Here is an 18,414-nt window from a genome sequence, read left to right on the forward strand (position 1 = left end):
GAAAGCAAGGAACCCGCCATTCCCGGAAGTCCTAACTTGTTAATTAGTTATTTATATCATTTACAACATCATCCAATGCATCGATGGCATCGTCTTCCAAATCTTGTGCTGCATCAGCAATGATGGTTTGCTGTTCTTCAACAAGCCCGGCTAAAAGTGTTTCTACGTCGTCGCGTAAGTCTTCAATTGCCCAGTCAACTTGATTTCTTATATTACGAGTTGTAATTTCTTCTTGATCGTCAATAGCTTCTACCAATACATCCTGAGCGTTTTGTATTGCAGCCTCTAACTCTTGCACCGCACCATCACGGGCTTCGTTCAGATCACTTGTCATTTCTGTCACTGCTGCTTCTCCTGCTTCTCCGGTAAATGCCGTTAGATCATTTGTTGCATAATCAAGAGCATCATCTTGTAGATTTAAAATCTCGGTATATGCAGCAATAAATACATCGTTATATTCTAATCCCATTCCTTCTAAAATCGCTTCCAATTCCCCATCCAAAGATTCTAAATGACTAGTTTTGGCAGCGATTATTTCAGCAATGGACTCCCCAGTCTCTGTCTCTCTTGTTAAATCAATATCTACCCCCGCTTGCTCTTTCAATGCTTCATACTCATCATTCAAATCAGGCAACTGTCCTTCAATATACGCTTCAGTTTCCGCTTCAATCGTATCTACTGACTGACCAAACATTCCATCATACCACGCGCGAAGTTGGTCACCCGCATCCGTATTCGCAAATGCAAAACTTGAACCCGATACAACTCCTACTACTAGTACTCCTGCAGCAATCTTACCTTTTAATCCGAATTTCATATTTAACGACTCCCTCATATTTTTATTTGTCTGATAAAATTTCTTCCAAATAATTCTCTACATCTTGTCCAATTTCATTTCGCAGTTCTTCTGCTTTTTTCTCTTCATATTCCTTTAAATCTCTTTCCCTTAAGACGTCCACCGTCTCTTTCAGTTGGAAAAGATAATCCTGCTGATGCTGCTCCACATTTTTCTTTACTCCGAACAGCTTGTCCAGATAAAATTCGCTTAATTCTTTTTTACCTGTATCAGTTGATTGCTTTATTTCCGCACTTAAGGTTTGTTCAGCTTTTTCTTGTTTTTCCGTTAAAAAATGCTCTATAAATACCAAATAGTCATTTACCTGGTGATCCACTTTATAAGCTTGTACATACATGGTGGCGGGAAACATAAGCATCAATATTAAGATTACTGAAATTCCAAGTTTTTTCACTATCACCTATCCTTTCGTCTTAAGAATTTGCACCCATAAAAATTTCGTTCCTGACTCTCATTACCTACATTATCAAAAAATTTTAAACAGTGAATCGGAATAATTGCCCAATTTTTAAACTAGTAGTAAAGTTTTGGTTTCGACAATAACTTATGAAAATCGATAAGGTAAAGCAGGTATATTATCATGGTTTACTCTCTTTTTTTAATCTTTTTCCAGAAATCTCCTTTATTTTGTCTGGTTCTTTTGTAATATCCACTAATCCCTTTAGCCTACAAAATTTTAATCATTTTTCATTTTTGGTACCGTTTCTTCTTTATTCATTTGACATGAATCAACCAATATGCGATTATTATCACGATTTATCAGACGTTTAACAGAAAAGTAAAGAAGGTGTTACAGTGCATTCAGTTTTAGGTACGATCCAAACCATAAAGGTCGACAGTAAAATAAACACAGGTTATATGTTAAAACATGCAGGAAGTGAGATACTCCTTCATCACGGGGAAACTGACACAGAGTTGGAACCTGGGGCCATGGTGGAAGTATTTTTATATTCGGATAAGAAAGGCAGATGGATTGCCACATTAAATCTCCCTGCTATTCAAAAAGGAACGTATGATTGGGTGGAGGTCAGGGAGATGATCCCTAATTTAGGTGTCTTTGTTGATATAGGAACAAATAAAGAAATGCTTGTTTCCAAGGATGACCTTCCGTTATTTGAAAGTGTATGGCCTGCAGCGGGAGACAAACTTTACGTAACATTGGGAGAGGACAGGAAAGGACGTCTTTTGGCCATTCCCGGGAATGAAGACGTGCTTATCGATGAGATGGAAGCAGCACCGGAGAGCCTATATCAGCAGCAAATTACAGGAAGGGTATATCACACAAGCAGGGAAGGTTCAGCCATTTTCACGGAAGGAAATCACCGTGGCTTTATTCACCATACCGAACGTAAAAAAGAACCACGCTTAGGCGAGTTGGTTCATGGGCGGGTCATCGAAGTGAAAGAGGATGGATCCATCAATGTTTCCCTTCGTCCACTGAAACAGCACAGCATGGGAGATGATGCCGAGGCGATTTTGGAACACCTGGAAGATCATGGTGGAGTCATCCCTTTCAGCGATAAAAGTGACCCGGAGGATATCAGGGCAACCTTCCATATCAGCAAAGCTGCTTTCAAGCGTGCCTTGGGAAAACTGATGAAAGAAGGTAAAATTGAACAGCATAATGGGAAAACATATATCAATAAAGAGGTTAAATAAGTCAGATCTTTTGGCAGTTTTCCATCCATCTCTCAGTAACTTTAAGGCATAAAAAAAGAGCGGTCCTCCGCTCTTTTTTTATGCTTCTGCATTTGCGTATGTGTCAACAAGGGAAGTAGCAATAAAACCAATTGCTGCTGCGAACATCGCTGCAATTCCCCAGCCGCCAAGTCCGGCTCCCATGATCTCCACTTTTCCAACAATTGCTGCAGCACAGGCCAGTAAAATTCCAATAATTCCTAATACACAAATTGGATAATAGGCTGTGAATTTTTCTTTGCCGGTTGCTTTTAAAACGGCAATTCCAACAGCAATGCTGATTACCGATAAAATAATACCAATAATTAATACTGATTGTATCATGCCTTCACCTCATACAAAGATATATATTTATAGTCTACAATCGAACCTCTATAAAGTCAATTTGAACGATCACTTTTCTTTCAGGCATTCCTATAAGATATTTGTAATTCTTCTACACATGTGTAAATAGACTAATTATAAATAGAGGAAAGGAGGGTTGCATCTATTTTATACCAAAAATAAGGAGGATATGTATGAAGAAAAGGTTCCTATGGCAAATTCTGATTGCATTTACCCTTGCCATTATAGTGGGATTGTTATTTGGGGAAAATGCAAGTGTGGTGGAACCGCTCGGTGATTTATTCTTACGTCTTATTCAGTTTATCATTGTACCTTTAATTTTAGCTACAATCATAGTCGGTGTGACAAGTGCCGGCAATATAAAAAAGTTAGGCCGGCTAGGCGGCAAGATGATCAGTTATTATTTGCTGACAAGCTTTCTCGCCATCTCCATTGGCCTGCTTGCCGGATTTGCTCTTTCTCCAGGCACAGGTTTGGATATTACACCGGATACGTCCGGAGAGGAAGTTGCGGAAACAGTTGGTATCGTCGACACATTGCTGAATATCGTACCAACAAACCCTGTCGAAGCGTTATCCGCTGGGAACATATTGCAAATCATCTTTTTTGCGGTGTTTCTCGGTATTGGCATTACACTCGTTGGGGAAAAAGCTGTCCCGGTACGGCGCTTTTTTGACGGCCTCGCGGAAGTCATGTATAAAATTACAAACATAGTGATGCTGCTTGTTCCAATAGGTATATTTGGATTGCTTGCACCAATCGTAGGCCAGTATGGTCTCGATGTACTGCTTCCACTTATAAAGCTGATTGCCGCTGTATTCATTGGCTGTATTATTCATGCCGCAGTTACCTATTCCATTGCGGTAAAAACTTTGGGAAAGATGAATCCGCTTGCATTTTTTAAAGGTATCTTCCCGGCAACCACCGTGGCCTTTAGTACGGCAAGCAGTGCCGGAACACTTCCCGTCACCATGAAAAGTACACAGGAAAGCCTGGGGGTGTCCAAGCAAACGAGCAGCTTTTCCCTGCCGCTCGGTGCAACCATTAATATGGATGGGACTGCGCTTTACCAGGGTGTGGCCGTTATGTTTATCGCACAATACTATGGGATCGAGCTGACCTTCACCCAAATCATTACCGTCGTTCTTATTGCAACCCTGGCTTCCATCGGAACAGCCGGTGTACCAGGTGCCGGAATGATTATGCTGACGATGGTACTGACCGCCATCAATCTTCCATTGGCAGGCATTGCGCTTGTTGCCAGCGTTGATCGTATACTGGACATGATGCGTACCGCCGTTAATGTTACCGGTGATGCATCGGCAGCTGTTGTTATTGAATCCAGTGAAAGAAAACATCATACAGGGACATAGACTGCCCCTATAACAAACTGAACAAAGGGACGAGGATTCTATTCCTTGTCCCAGGCTACTACAATTTCATGGTGAACTTGACGAGCTTCCCTGGCTCTCTATTCCAATCTAACTTGGAGTACATTATGCAAAAATTTTCGGATAAAATACATTATCGACTTTCCTAAAATCTGTTATACTAAAACACAAGGACGTTTGCCTGCTCCTGGGCTTCAAAGCATTGAAGCAGGTAGAGTTTTCTTTTATTTTCAAATTTATAAACAGGGGGTAAATGATGTTAAATAAGTCACTTGTTGAGGACGTTTTATCTGCCGCTTTAGTTACCGGCGGTGATTTTTCCGAAGTATTTGTAGAAGACAGATACACGAACAACATGACCTATCAGAGCAACCGGCTGGAAAAGAGTATTTCAGGCCGGGATTTTGGTGTCGGCATTCGTATTTTTAAAGGATTGCAAAGTGTTTATGCCTATACGAATGATTTTTCCAGAGAAGGTCTTATGAAAGCGGCAAACACTGCCGCGAAAGCAATTCAAAGTGAAAAAAAGGAAAGGAATATTGTACTTCCTGCAGAAAAAAGGGTCGCAGAGACAAGCCATCCTATTACATTTGCACCAAATGCAGTGGAAAAAACACGTAAATTAAATGTACTAAAAAAAGCAAACGACATCATTACGAATTATGACCCGGCTATTTCACAAGCCGTCATCCGGCTGTTGGATGAGGAACAAAATGTTTTAGTTGCCAACTCGGAAGGCACCTTTATCGAGGATCAAAGAATCCGGACCCGCCTTGCCAACATGGCCATCGCCAGCAGCGGAACCGATATGCAAACCGGGTTTTATGGACCCGGCGCATTGCAGGGGTTTGAATTTTTGGAAGGAATGGATTTGGATCATTACGCAAAAGAAGCAGCCCGGATGGCAGTAACCATGCTGCATGCTGACCCTGCACCGAGCGGCAAATATCCCGTGGTGATTGATAATGAATTTGGCGGCGTAATTTTTCATGAAGCCTGCGGGCACGGCTTGGAAGCTGCAGCAGTTGCTAAAAATAATTCCGTTTTCGCCAATAAAGAAGGAGAAAAAGTAGCTTCAGACCTCGTTACCTACATAGATGACGGCACCCTGAAGAATGAATGGGGTTCCATTAACATGGATGATGAAGGAGAAAAAGCAAGGAAAAATGTCCTTATAGAAGATGGTGTTTTAAAAGGGTATTTAATTGATAAATTGAACGGCAGGAGGATGAATGCCGAACCAACCGGTTCCAGCAGAAGGGAATCCTATAAGTTTGCTCCCACTTCCCGGATGACCAACACGTATATTGCGCCCGGCGAATCTACACCCGAAGAAATTATAGCCAATACGGAATACGGTATCTATGCAAAATACATGGGCGGCGGCTCAGTAGATCCTGTAACCGCAGATTATAATTTTGCAGCTTTGGAAGCCTACTTGGTAAAGGACGGCAAAATTGACAAGCCATTGCGTGGTGCCACGCTGATCGGCAATGGTGCGGAAACGATTCAAAAAGTAGATATGGTTGGAAATAACCTTGGACATGGCGCCGGCATGTGTGGTGCATCCAGTGGTATGGTTCCTGTCAATGTTGGCCAGCCAATGCTGCGTGTATCCGAAATCACTGTTGGCGGAAGGGAGGCATAGTCATGGAGTTAAATAATTTTCGAGACAAACTTTTTACAGAAGCTAAAAAAATGGGAATTTCCGATTTGGAGCTCTACTATGAAAAAGAAGATCTATTCTCCTGTGAAATTTTCAAAGGGGAAATAGATGATTATACATCTTCTACGGTAAACGGTGTCTCTGTTCGTGGTCTATCAGAAAATAAAATGGGCTATGCCTATACAGAAAAGCTGGATGATGAATCCATACCGTTTTTGTTAAATAGTTTAAAGGAGAACGCTGCATTAATAGAAGGTGAGCCGGAAGAAATATATGCCGGTGATGACCACTATGAAGATATTGACTTTTACGCCCCCTCTCTCGAAAAAGTGGCAACAGAGGAAAAAATTGCATTGTTAAAGGAAATTGAGAAAAAAATATATGCTTATGACAACCGGGTGGTGCAGACAGGGACGGCTGGAATAAAGGACATTACCGTAGAAAAAGCAATATTTAATAGTAAAGGACTATCCCTGAAGGATAAGAAAAATCTTGTCATGGTTATTTTTTCAGTGTCCGTCAAAGAAAACGAAGAAATTAAATCCGATTATCATATGGAGAACACACAGGATTTCCAATCACTGGACGCAGATGACTTTGCAAAAAAAGCCGTGGAAAAAGCACTTAGTTATTTAGGCGGCAAAACGTATGAAACGAAAAGTTACCCTGTTATCTTTGAAAATGTGGCAGCTGCTTCCCTGCTGGATGTATTCACTTCTTCCTTTTCTGCAGAGTCAGTACAACAGGGGCAATCACTGTTAAAAGGAAAACTTGGCGAAACAATAGCTTCCGAACTTGTTACGCTGACTGATGATCCATTTATGAAGGAAAGCATTGAAAGCCGTACGTTTGATTCAGATGGAGTTTCCACGAGAAAGACAGCTATTGTCAATGCAGGCAGACTGAAAACTTTTTTCCATAACTTGAAAACAGCTAAAAAAGACGGTATTGCTTCCACGGGACATGGATACAAACCATCCCATAAGGACACCATTAGCATTAGCCCGTCCAACCTTTTCATCGAACCAGGAAAAACTTCCTACGAGCAATTGTACGAGGATTTGGATGAAGGAATCATTATTACTAACCTGGCCGGTTTGCATTCAGGTGCGAGTGCGGTCTCCGGCGATTTCTCCCTTGCAGCCAATGGCTACTATGTAATGGATGGCAAAATTGTCGGTCCCACCAAGCTGATGACGGTCGCAGGCAACTTCTTTGAACTGCTAAAAAGTGTGGAACAAGTAGGAGATGACCTGAAATTTACACCAATGAGCATGGCAGGCAATATAGGCTCCCCATCCCTAAAAATCAAAAGCCTATCCATCGCAGTGGACTAGGGACATAGGGGCAGGTCATAACGGTGGGGTTAGCATTTAGCGGAGCCCTACAATCCGGGGCCTTGCACGGGGAAAGGGGGATCACGCTCCCCGTCCAGGTAAAAAAGACGGCGGGGCTGCTCCCCCGTCTTTTTTATGTACTGGCTGTATTTGCGGACAAACCAATGGTAAATGCAGAGTTCAGTTCAGCAATCTTATCAGCCCTCATTATTTCTCTCCAGTTTTTCACTATACCACTGAGCGTCTCCTTCTCCTTGTCTCAGAAATATACTATCCTTCCACCTACATTAATACTCCTCCACCATAACGCCATCCCAACTCTGTAACTGCAGTTGTACACACAAAGGAACCTGCTGTAAGTATGTATCTATGATAAGATGGTGATATACTATATTAAAAAAGGAGATCACCATGAATTACCGAGCCATTTTTCTTGATATAGACGGAACTATATTAAAACCGGATCACACTTATACCGAATCAACAAAAGATGCCATTCTGCAGCTAAAAGAACAGGATATTGAAGTTTTCCTGGCAACGGGACGGCCGCTGCATGAAGTAAAGGATCTTGCAGCTGAACTTCAGATAGAGTCCTTTATCGGCTATAACGGTGCCTATGCTGTTTATCAAAATGAAACCATTGTAGATGAACCAATGGACACTTCCGTTATGGAGGAATTTTTAAATATTGCCGAAGAAAAAGGGCATGAATTGGTCTGTTACACAAGCGGGAAAAATTATTTTACTTCCTTATCAAATCCGGATGTTAAAAAATTTATCCAGGCATTTAACCTGGTGAAAAACGACAAATTAACCAACGATGTCATTGATTCCATTCTTGGTGCCACTGTCATGAATTTGCAGAAATCCGAAGAAACGCTATACGAGTTTAGATCGGATGTCCACCTCTCCCCTGTGAATGTATACGGTATGGACAACAACTTTGATATCATTAGAAAAAATGTAAATAAGGGAATCGCTGTCGAAAACATTCTGAAGCAGATGGGCATTGAAAAGGGGCAGGCTATCGCATTCGGTGACGGAATGAATGACAAAGAAATGCTGGGTGCAGTCGGTGAAAGCTTTGCCATGGAAAATGCCCACCCTTCTCTTTTTCGTTATGCCAAGCATAAAACAACTTCGGTGGATGAATCAGGAATTTACAATGGATTGCAGCAGCTTGGATTAGTGAAATAGAGATATAAAAGTAACGAGAATTTCTGACTATGTGAAGCAAGCGTGGTTGATGAGGTCAGCGAGCAGAGGTCTTATGTTTATGGCCGTCAGCTAGCTTATAATGGACTTTTAATTGTAAATATCCATTATAAATGTCCTTCACCCTATGTTTGAAGGCCTGAATCACGGAGATCAGCACACTCTTAAATTTACAATATATGAGCGAATACATGAGGATTTGAGCGCTTTTCACTAGGTATGGGCGAATACTTGGGGTTTTGAGCGTTTTTCATTAGATATGGGCGAATACTTGGGGTTTTGAGCGTTTTTTCACGCAGTATGAGCGAATACTTGAAGATATGAGCGCTTTTCACTAGGTATGAGCGAACACCTGGGGATTTGAGCGCTTCTCACTAGATATGAGCGAACACTTGGGGTTTTGAGCGTTTTTTCACGCAGTATGAGCGAATACCTGAAGGTTTGAGCGTTTTTTCACGCATTATGAGCGAATAACCGGGGGTTTGAGCGTTTTCACTCAATATCGTCTTTGGTATAAGCTCTGAAACATCTCAAAAAGCCTGTAACACCAATGGTGATACAGGCTTTCTCCAACGCTATTCTTACTTTACAGAAAGAATCCACCATATACCAATGCGCCGGCAATAATGTAGGCAGGATGAACCTTGACCCTTTCAATCAGTAAGTAACTGATAACGGTCAATATCACGGTCTGCCAGATACCGATGCCTTCATAGGATTCAAAGAAGAAACGCCACGCCATTAAGCCGAGCAGAATGGCGATAATCGGCCGCACGTATAATGTTAATCTTTTGACCTTCGGGGAATCTTTGTATTTTAATAGAATACTTAATAGTCCAATCATTAATATAAGCGAAGGTGCTACAGTAGCAAACACACCAACGGCCGCGCCCAGCACGCCACCCACTTCATAACCAATATAGCCAGCCATTTTCGTTGCAATCGGGCCGGGCAGCGCATTCCCCAGTGCCAAAACCTCACTGAACTCCTGAACTGTCATCCATTCAAAACGGATCACAACTTCATTCTCGATGAGCGGGATCGAGGCAGGTCCTCCACCATACCCAAGAATACCGGGAATAAAAAACGCTTGAAATATTTCCCAATATTTCATCATGCACCATCACCTTCTTTCTCAGGTGACTTTTTATCTTTTTTAATGAAAGCAAAAATGATGAATGCAGCAATCAAAATACCGGGATGAACGCCTAATAATTGAAGTAACACAAAAACAACAGCACAAACAATAATTGTGGTAGTCCAGCCCATACCTTTTCCTGCTTTTTCAAAAAACTGCCAGGTTAACACGGCCATCATCATACCTACGACAGGCAATACTGCTGCTGTCATTCCCTGCACCCAATCAAATTCCCTGAAATTCGATAGTGTCGTAAGCAAAATAATCATCAAAATGATCGTTGGCAAAATAGAAGATAAAAGCGCGTTCAGCATGCCCATGATCCCGGAAACACGGTAGCCGATATACCCTGCCATTTTTGTTGCAATCGGACCCGGAAGTGCATTTCCAAGGGCTAATATATCTCCAAATTCTTCATCATCCATCCACTTGTATTTATCAACAACTTCTTTATGAACGAGCGGGATGGAACTCGGTCCCCCGCCATATCCGAGCATGCCAACCCGAAAAAAAGCGAGGAAAATATACCAGTGTTTTTTCATAACACGGTCGCTGGAAACCCCTGCTTGTAAGCGTGGTGAGGAATGCGACCTTCCCTCCTCCTTTAACTTGCATTTCGTTTTGCTCACCTAACCAAATTGGTTACATGAAAGTCCTTTATAAGAGAGAGATCGCTCCACGCTGAGTGAAGCGACCATTTTAGCCAGTTATTCACAAAACCTGTTCATTTACCAGGCAGCTACCGTTCCATCTGTTCTTGACTCAGTGCCACCTACAAGCACGCCACTTTGCGGATCTCTCCAAATGATCTGGCCACGCCCGAATTCATTTGGTTCCAGCGCAATTTGAATGTCATGGCCTTTTGCCGAAAGCCCCTGTGCCAGATGATGAGGAAAACGGTTTTCCACGTCCACTCGTTTATCTTTCTTCCATTGCCATCTCGGTGCATCTAAAGCTGCCTGCGGATTCAATCCAAAGTCCACTGTATTCATGATGACCTGCATATGTCCCTGCGGCTGCATGAATCCACCCATCACCCCAAAAGGACCCACAGGCTGGTTCCCTTTCGTCAAAAATCCCGGGATGATCGTATGATACGTTCTTTTTCCTCCACTCAATGCATTTACATGATTTGGATCCATTGAGAAGTTATGCCCGCGGTTTTGCAGCGCAATACCTGTGCCCGGTACAACTAAGCCGGAGCCAAAGCCCATATAGTTACTCTGGATAAACGACACCATATTGCCCTCATTGTCCGCGGCTGCCAGATAAACCGTTCCTCCGGCTGACGGTTCCCCAGCTTCCGGAGTCAATGCCGTATCCGTAATAAGCTTTCTTCTGGTTTCTCCGTACGCATCACTGAGTATGTCATCCACTGTATGACGCATATGCTTTTCTTCCGTCACATGTTTTTCCGCATCAGCAAATGCCAGTTTCATAGCTTCAATTTGTTTATGATACGTATGGACAGATTCTTTATCCGGGAAATCAAAGCCTTTTAAAATATTGAGCGCCTCAAGCGCTGCAATTCCCTGTCCGTTCGGAGGAATTTCCCAAACATCATACCCGCGGTAATTGACATGAATTGGATCAACCCAGTCCGCTTGATAAGCTGCCAAATCTTCTTTTCGCAAAAATCCGCCATGCTCCCTGGAAAATGCATCAATTTTATCAGCCAAATTACCTTCGTAAAATGATTTCGCATTCGTTTCAGCAATTTCACGCAATGTATTTGCATGCTCCCGGGAAGACCATACTTCGCCTGCTCGTGGCGCCCTGCCTTCAGGAGCAAAGGTTTTAAACCAGTTTTCGAATTGTGCATCAGTTAATTTCTCTTTAAAATTCCGATAAGCTTTATCCCAAAATTTACCAAGTGTCGGTGAGACAGGATAGCCTTCCTCCGCATATGTAATTGCCGGCTGTAATACTTCCGTCAATGGCAGCTTACCGAATTTTTCAGAAAGCTCCGCCCACGCCCCCGGCGCGCCGGGTACAGTAACCGGGATCCACCCATATGTCGGGATTTCCTCATATCCTTTCTCTTTTACCGCCTCAATGGATATCCCTTTTGGTGACCTGCCGCTGGCGTTTAACCCATGCAGTTTTCCCTTCGTCCAAACAAGTGCAAACGCATCTCCGCCAATACCATTTGATGTAGGTTCCACCACGGTCAGACAAGCCGCTGTAGCGATAGCAGCATCAATCGCATTGCCGCCTTTTTTTAAAATTTCCAGCCCTGCCTGGGATGCCAGAGGTTGGGAAGTTGACACCATTCCATTTTTTGCATATGTAGCATGCCTTGTATTAGAATAAGGGTAGGATTGATTTTTTAGAAAGTTCATTAGACACACTCCTTACATATATTTTCTGAATTATTTCATATGGTACAAAAAAATCAGCATTTTGTCAACACAAGAGTAAAGTGATAAAATAAACATACTTACATTTTATCGTTCACAAGTAATTATTGCTTACTTAATGCATTTTTCAAGAAATATAAACTACGAATAGGAGATAATAGTATATGAAATTTGATAATGTAGATAAAAAACTGCTCGAAGAATTAACAGAAGATGGCAGACTATCCTACGTGGAGCTAGCAGAAAAAGTGGGATTATCACGTGTTGCTGTGAAGGACAGGATTCAAAGTTTAAAAGAGAAGGGGATCATTGAAAAATTCAGTGTGGTAATTAATTCGGAGAAGATCGGCAAGAAAGTATCTGCTTTCTTTGAAGTTGATGTAGAACCAATGATGCTGCAGGAAGTAGCCCAGAACCTTGCTGACAATCCAAATGTGGCCAGCATTTATCAAATGACGGGACCAAGTACGCTGCACACCCATGTACTCGTGGAAGATTTTACTAAGCTTGAAGCCTTTATTAATGATGAACTTTATTCAGTGGAAGGGATTACCAGGGTGGAAAGTTCTGTTATATTGAAGCGGTTTAAAAGCCGGACGGGTTATAAGCTTTAAAGTCTGCCTGCAGTCTTGGAGCTTTGTCAAAAAATTTTTAGGGATAGTGGTAACCGATATAGACATTTAGAAGGAGCCATACTGATTTTATGTATGATCATGATTGCAAACACAGGAGCTGAGTGGGGTTAAAGAAGCTTCAGATAAACATTCAGATTCATTGGAATCAAAAAATAATTATAATAAAAAATTGGAATTTTAAAAAGAATTGGAGTTAATTATGCTATAATAAAAGTACAATAGACTGGCTTCGCATGAGGGGTTTGGCAGCGCTGTCGCTCGTCGGTAGTCTTCGGTGGGAGACTTCCCGGGGAGGGAGGTGTTTGCCTATGGACATTGTCAGTGCGCTGACGCTTATGATTTCCTTCGGTATGTTAGTGGCGTTTATCGTTTCTGATCATAACCATAAAAAATAATCCCTCATGCACTTTAGCAGGTTAGTGAGGGATTATTTCCCCAAGCTGCCTACCCCTCTTGACGGGGTTCGGTCTGTTGCGGCCGCTCCATGTTACCGCATGGGCGGTCTTTATTATTATATGCCTTGATGCGTTTTCTATGTTTATTATACCACGAATAAAAATTTTGTACACTTTATATTTATTGCAGTATCAACGCTTTAATACTAAGCGAGGCTTTTCCAATGTATTCACACTCAATTCCTTACCACGTCAGTTAAACCAATTCTCCCAGCTTCCGCACATCCACATTCCCGCCGGATAGAACACACACCACATTTTTATCCTTTACTCCCAGCTTTCCAAACATAGCGGCTGCAACTGCAACAGCACTGGATGGCTCAATCAGCTGTTTCATTCTCTCCAGTACAAAGAACAATGCCTGCCGGATTTCATCCTCACTGACAGTTACGATATCATCCACATATTTTTGTACAATCGGAAAAGTCATGGAGCCCGGTTCACTTGTCCGTAAGCCGTCTGCCATCGTCTTCGTTTCCCGAATTTGCACAACTTCCCCTTTCTGCCAGGATAATAAGGTATCGTTTGCACTTTCCGGCTCTACACCTACTACGCGTACAGCGGGTTTTGTTTCCTTAATCGCCGTCAAAATCCCCGAAATAAGTCCCCCGCCTCCAATCGGTACAACGACCACATCAACATCATCCAACTGCTGCAAAATTTCCAGCCCGACGGTTCCCTGTCCGGCAATAATCCAAGGGTCATCATATGGTGGGATATAAACACCGTTATGCTCCTCCGCCAATTCTTCAGCACGTGGCAATCTTTCTGCAGAAGTGGTGCCACATTTCTCGATTTCACCATTATATGCCTGAATTGCATTCACTTTGCTCTCGGTAGCATCCTCAGGAATCACAATTGTGGCATTAATCCCCAGTTGATTTGCAATATAGGCAACAGCCTGCCCATGGTTGCCGGAGGAAGCAGCGGTAACATATGTTGCTCCCTCGTTCACTACCTGTTTTACTTTATTTGTCGCACCTCTGATTTTAAATGCCCCGGTCCGCTGCAAATGCTCTCCCTTAAAAAACATCCGGTTGCCTGCCAGTCCCGAAAGCTGGGTGGAAGATAATATGGGCGTTTCATTAATCGTATCGGCAATGACCACATGTGCTTTTTGGATATCCTCTATGGTTACCATCCTATATCCCCCGCTTCCTGTGTTTTATAAAAGCAGCTCTTCATCATTATTTAAACACCCGAGTAGCTTCCACTGCTTTTTTCCAGCCGGTATACAGTTCTTTCCGCTTATGTTCATCCATCTCCGCCTGAAATATGCGCTCATTTTTCCATTGCCTGGATATTTCTTCCTTGTCCTTCCAAAAACCTACTGCCAACCCTGCCAAATAGGCTGAGCCAAGGGCAGTTGTTTCCTGAATGGCAGAACGCTCAACCGGCACGCCGATCATATCACTTTGAAATTGCATGAGGAAGTTATTTTTAACGGCTCCACCGTCCACACGCAATGTCTTCACATTCATGCCGGCGTCCGCTGTCATGGCATCCAGCATATCCTTCGTCTGATATGCAAGCGATTCGAGGGTTGCTCTAATAAAATGCTCTTTCGTCGTCCCGCGGGTAAGACCAAATACAGCCCCTCTTGCATCACTATCCCAGTAAGGGGTGCCAAGCCCAACAAACGCAGGCACCATATAAACGCCATCTGTGGAATCCACTTGTGTGGCAAAATATTCACTTTGCGGCGCATCCTCAATCATCTTCAACCCATCTCTCAGCCATTGAACCGCAGAACCCGCAATAAAAATACTACCTTCCAGGGCATACTCCACTTTTCCGTCAATGCCCCAGGCAAGCGTTGTCAATAACCCATGATCTGAAGTGACTCCTTTTTCTCCTGTATTCATCAGCATAAAGCAGCCGGTACCGTACGTATTTTTTGCCATTCCTTCTTCAAAGCAAGCCTGCCCAAATAATGCCGCCTGCTGGTCACCCGCAATGCCGGCGATGGGTACTTCCTCTCCAAAGAAATGGTAGCTGACCGTTTTTCCGTAAATTTCTGATGACGGACGGACATCAGGCAGCATCGATTTAGGTACTTGTAAAATATCCAGCAGCTCGTCATCCCACTGCAAATCGTAAATATTAAACATCAATGTACGGGAGGCATTGGAGTAATCGGTAATATGTGTTTCTCCCCCGGTGAGTTTATGTACGAGCCAGGTATCAATTGTTCCAAATAACAATTCTCCCTTTTCCGCTTTTTCCCTCGCACCATCCACATTGTCCAGGATCCATTTCACCTTTGTTCCGGAGAAATAAGGGTCCAGCAGCAGCCCTGTCTTTTTCTTGAAAATATCGTTATAGCCGGCTTCAATCAGATCTTTGCAAATAGGGTCCGTTTGCCGGGATTGCCAGACAATCGCTTTATATACTGGTTTCCCTGTATTTTTATCCCACACCACCGTTGTTTCCCGCTGGTTCGTGATGCCGATTCCCGCTACCTGTTGCGGCGAGATATCCGCTTTCCTCAATACATCAGCAATACAACTTAAAACCGAGGTCCAAATCTCCTCCGCATCATGCTCCACCCAGCCCGGATTTGGAAAAAACTGTTCAAACTCTCTTTGCGCCGTTTCAACAATTTCCCCGTCATGATTAAAAAGAATGGCTCTGGAACTTGTTGTCCCCTGATCAATGGATAAAATATATTTACTCATCAAATTCCCCCCTGTTTTTCATCTGTACTCCAGGATTATTCACTCAAAGTCATATCCCATTCATGAATTTCATAGGTTCTGGCACCATGAATAACATAAGGATCCTTTTCCACCAATGCTTCCACTGCAGCCAGGCTCTCACTTTTATAAATCACCAGACCGCCGGCACCATCCGTAAACCTGCCTTTGGCAAAAACCTTTCCCTCTTCTGCTTTTTGTTTTAAATAATCGAGATGATCCGGCCTCCATTTTTGGCTTTTTTCTTCATCGGCCATTGGCAGAAATACTGCAAAATACTTCATTTTCTGTCCCTCTTTTCAGCTAATTTGACTCCATTATATCATTCCACAAGATCTTGTACATTTTAAAAAAACCTATAGAAAGTCGAGCTAATCTCCTGTTGGCGCACACTTGTTGAACTCCTGAATACAGCAACAGCCATTAATCATATCTTTTCAATCCTTTTATAAAAAACAGGATCCGCAATAGTTCCAAAATATCAAAAAGATTCCTATGGTACCAATTTGGGAGGCGACCATGGAGATAAATGTTTTGAAAAAATATATATCCTCACTAACCATATATTGAGCATATTCACCGACTGCCTTAATAGCAAAAAAGACCTGCCATCCGAAAATGGCGGGTCTTTTTTTTGCTTCATTAATTAATCAGCTGCAGGTGCTTCTTCTTCCGTTACAGCAATTTCCCAGCGGTACATGCCTGTTCCGTCACCGATATAGTAATTGTGAACCCGGTTGTTAACAGGTACCAATTCAGCACGGTATACCGTAGGGAATACTGGTACTTCTTCTACCATAAACTCTTGCCACTCATTATAAACTTGCTGACGATATTCTACATCGAATGCCTCTTCAGATACCGCTTCTTCCAACAATTCGTCATTTCTGTCGCTGGAGTAGCGGGAGAAGTTGAAGATAGCGTCTCTTCCATACAGACCTCTAGGATCAACATCGATACCTACACTCCAGGCACCCTGGTAAATATCAATTTCAGGGTCATCATCTCCGCTTTCCCCTACACGATCGTAAAATTGGTTAAACTCAAGCAAACGCCCATCAATAAGCTGAACATTTAAACCAACCTCTGCCCATGATTGAATGTAATATTGTGCCAATGGTTCTGCCGTATCTCCACCGGACATGGAAGCAAAGTTAATCACAAGCTCTTCTCCATCCGGATCTTCACGGAACCCGTCTCCATCTACATCTTCATATCCTGCTTCATCCAAAAGACGATTTGCTTCATCAGGGTCATAGGTCCTTCCCGGATTTGTTTCATCATGAAATTCCGGATGGGATGGCGGAATAAGTGTTGTCGCATTCCAGCGAAGTCCATGATAGAAACGCTCGCCGACTGCGTCATTATCCACCGCATGCCACATAGCTTGACGCAGGGCCGGATCCGCCATTTTCTTATCTGGATCCGTAGCTACTTCAGCAGCATCGGCATCCCACGTTCCCAATTTAAAACCGATATATGTGTAAGCACGATCAATTACGCCCAGATATTCCACATTGGACATATCAGCATTATCCGGGAATTGATCAACCGGGAAGGAACTAACAGTGTCCACACCGCCGGTCTCCAGTTCATTAACAACTACACTTGGATCGATTACTCTTACAACTACTTCATCAAGGTTTGGTTCCCCTCTCCAGTAGTCTTCATTTTTACTCATTGTTACAGACTCACCCGGCACAATGCTTTCTACTTTAAATGGTCCATACCCAATAGGGTTTTCACGTACTTCCGGTGAGGAAGACATATCGGCCACTTCCATATCGCCAAAGATATGCTTAGCCAATGGATGTGTCCAGACAGTTCCTGTCAAAAGAGATGGATTGGCTTGTTTATACGTGATTTCCAATGTTTTATCATCAATCACTTCAATACCGGAAATGGGTTCCGCGTCTTCTATTGCTAAATCAATCGTCTCGCCGTCCTCATCCAGGAATTGAGCTCTATATTCTTCCATACCTTCAATAATCGTAAAATCGGAACCATAACGCGGCCCGTCATAATCCGGATGTCCAATAACTTCATGGGCAAACAGCCAATCTTCCGCTGTTACCGGCTCTCCGTCATGCCAGTTCACATTATCTCTAATCGTAAATGTAAACACATTTCCTTCATCATTTACTTCATACGTTGCTGCCCCATCATTTGTGTACACATAGTTTTCATCCCAGGTTAATAATGAAGGGTCATTAAACCATTCAAGAATTTGTGCATCGGGATTTCCGGAATAAAAAACGAAGTTTAATGTACCTTCAAATGGTGTATCAGATACAAGACCGAAATTCAGTGTACCTCCATCAATGGCTTCTCCTTCATTGTTTTTAATTTGATCAAAATCTTCAATGGAATATAATCCATCGTCTTCTCCTGCATCTTCCCCGTCATCTTCTTCCTCTGTAGCTTCTTCTGTCTCTTCGGAGTCCGCCCCGTCATCTGTACCGGTATCCGCGTCCTCCTCATCTCCCCCGTTACATGCAGCAAGTGCAAGCAACAATACGAGCAGCAGCGCAAATAGCGCTCTAGACCATTTTGTCTTTCCCATTCATTTAACCTCCCTTTTTTATTCCCTTTCTTTTGCCAGTCCTTCCAGGGACCGGTGTT

At 42.8% G+C, this 18,414-nt stretch carries 16 protein-coding genes; 6 read left to right on the plus strand and 10 right to left on the minus strand.

The window, feature by feature from the left end; all coding sequences use genetic code 11:
* Positions 1 to 43 precede the first annotated feature (43 nt).
* Both ACZ42C_RS08925 and ACZ42C_RS08930 read right to left on the minus strand, forming a co-directional pair.
* On the minus strand, positions 44 to 835 hold the full coding sequence (locus ACZ42C_RS08925) for a hypothetical protein (RefSeq protein ID WP_464891350.1): 792 nt from the start codon (positions 833 to 835) through the stop codon (positions 44 to 46).
* A 4-nt stretch (positions 836 to 839) separates the two neighbouring features.
* Complete coding sequence (locus ACZ42C_RS08930; RefSeq protein WP_461181250.1) at positions 840 to 1,250, minus strand: hypothetical protein; 411 nt, start codon at positions 1,248 to 1,250, stop codon at positions 840 to 842.
* Between the two features lie 401 nt (positions 1,251 to 1,651).
* On the opposite strand from ACZ42C_RS08930, the gene ACZ42C_RS08935 reads away from it, so the two are divergent.
* Entirely contained in the window at positions 1,652 to 2,515 is an 864-nt protein-coding gene (locus ACZ42C_RS08935) for a CvfB family protein (RefSeq protein WP_461181249.1), read from the plus strand.
* A gap of 78 nt (positions 2,516 to 2,593) precedes the next feature.
* On the opposite strand, the gene ACZ42C_RS08940 is transcribed toward ACZ42C_RS08935, so the two are convergent.
* A complete protein-coding gene (locus tag ACZ42C_RS08940) occupies positions 2,594 to 2,878 on the minus strand; it encodes a hypothetical protein (protein WP_461181248.1) in 285 nt (94 codons plus the stop codon).
* Positions 2,879 to 3,072: 194 nt separating this feature from the next.
* On the opposite strand from ACZ42C_RS08940, the gene ACZ42C_RS08945 reads away from it, so the two are divergent.
* The 4 genes from ACZ42C_RS08945 (at position 3,073) to ACZ42C_RS08960 (ending at position 8,490) form a co-directional block, all read left to right on the plus strand.
* Positions 3,073 to 4,272 (plus strand): dicarboxylate/amino acid:cation symporter, encoded by a 1,200-nt coding sequence (locus tag ACZ42C_RS08945; RefSeq protein WP_461181247.1) that lies wholly within the window; start codon positions 3,073 to 3,075, stop codon positions 4,270 to 4,272.
* 274 nt (positions 4,273 to 4,546) lie between these two features.
* Entirely contained in the window at positions 4,547 to 5,938 is a 1,392-nt protein-coding gene (locus tag ACZ42C_RS08950) for a TldD/PmbA family protein (RefSeq protein WP_461181246.1), read from the plus strand.
* Between the two features lie 2 nt (positions 5,939 to 5,940).
* On the plus strand, positions 5,941 to 7,293 hold the full coding sequence (locus tag ACZ42C_RS08955; RefSeq protein ID WP_461181245.1) for a TldD/PmbA family protein: 1,353 nt from the start codon (positions 5,941 to 5,943) through the stop codon (positions 7,291 to 7,293).
* 411 nt (positions 7,294 to 7,704) lie between these two features.
* Positions 7,705 to 8,490, plus strand: coding sequence for an HAD family hydrolase (locus tag ACZ42C_RS08960; protein ID WP_461181244.1), 786 nt, complete (start codon positions 7,705 to 7,707; stop codon positions 8,488 to 8,490).
* A gap of 604 nt (positions 8,491 to 9,094) precedes the next feature.
* On the opposite strand, the gene ACZ42C_RS08965 is transcribed toward ACZ42C_RS08960, so the two are convergent.
* The 3 genes from ACZ42C_RS08965 to ggt all read right to left on the minus strand — a co-directional run bounded on the left by ACZ42C_RS08965 (position 9,095) and on the right by ggt (position 11,988).
* The gene (locus tag ACZ42C_RS08965) at positions 9,095 to 9,622 is read right to left on the minus strand and encodes a chromate transporter (RefSeq protein WP_461181267.1); all 528 of its coding nucleotides are present in this window, start codon (positions 9,620 to 9,622) and stop codon (positions 9,095 to 9,097) included.
* Positions 9,622 to 10,188, minus strand: a complete 567-nt coding sequence (locus ACZ42C_RS08970) for a chromate transporter (RefSeq protein ID WP_461181243.1) — start codon at positions 10,186 to 10,188, stop codon at positions 9,622 to 9,624. Before ACZ42C_RS08970 ends, ACZ42C_RS08965 begins: the two co-directional genes overlap by 1 nt.
* A gap of 186 nt (positions 10,189 to 10,374) precedes the next feature.
* The gene (ggt, locus tag ACZ42C_RS08975) at positions 10,375 to 11,988 is read right to left on the minus strand and encodes a gamma-glutamyltransferase (RefSeq protein WP_461181242.1); all 1,614 of its coding nucleotides are present in this window, start codon (positions 11,986 to 11,988) and stop codon (positions 10,375 to 10,377) included.
* A gap of 182 nt (positions 11,989 to 12,170) precedes the next feature.
* On the opposite strand from ggt, the gene ACZ42C_RS08980 reads away from it, so the two are divergent.
* Positions 12,171 to 12,620: an Lrp/AsnC family transcriptional regulator gene (locus ACZ42C_RS08980; RefSeq protein ID WP_461181241.1), complete on the plus strand. Its 450-nt coding sequence runs from the start codon at positions 12,171 to 12,173 to the stop codon at positions 12,618 to 12,620.
* A gap of 672 nt (positions 12,621 to 13,292) precedes the next feature.
* On the opposite strand, the gene ACZ42C_RS08985 is transcribed toward ACZ42C_RS08980, so the two are convergent.
* The 4 genes from ACZ42C_RS08985 to ACZ42C_RS09000 form a co-directional block, all read right to left on the minus strand.
* On the minus strand, positions 13,293 to 14,237 hold the full coding sequence (locus tag ACZ42C_RS08985) for a threonine ammonia-lyase (RefSeq protein WP_461181240.1): 945 nt from the start codon (positions 14,235 to 14,237) through the stop codon (positions 13,293 to 13,295).
* Between the two features lie 46 nt (positions 14,238 to 14,283).
* A complete protein-coding gene (gene glpK / locus ACZ42C_RS08990; RefSeq protein ID WP_461181239.1) occupies positions 14,284 to 15,774 on the minus strand; it encodes a glycerol kinase GlpK in 1,491 nt (496 codons plus the stop codon).
* A gap of 35 nt (positions 15,775 to 15,809) precedes the next feature.
* Positions 15,810 to 16,076, minus strand: coding sequence for a YciI family protein (locus tag ACZ42C_RS08995; RefSeq protein ID WP_461181238.1), 267 nt, complete (start codon positions 16,074 to 16,076; stop codon positions 15,810 to 15,812).
* A gap of 362 nt (positions 16,077 to 16,438) precedes the next feature.
* Positions 16,439 to 18,355, minus strand: coding sequence for an oligopeptide ABC transporter substrate-binding protein (locus ACZ42C_RS09000; protein ID WP_461181237.1), 1,917 nt, complete (start codon positions 18,353 to 18,355; stop codon positions 16,439 to 16,441).
* Between the last annotated feature and the right edge of the window lie 59 nt (positions 18,356 to 18,414).

The sequence above is a fragment of the Virgibacillus kimchii genome, from assembly GCF_055379185.1.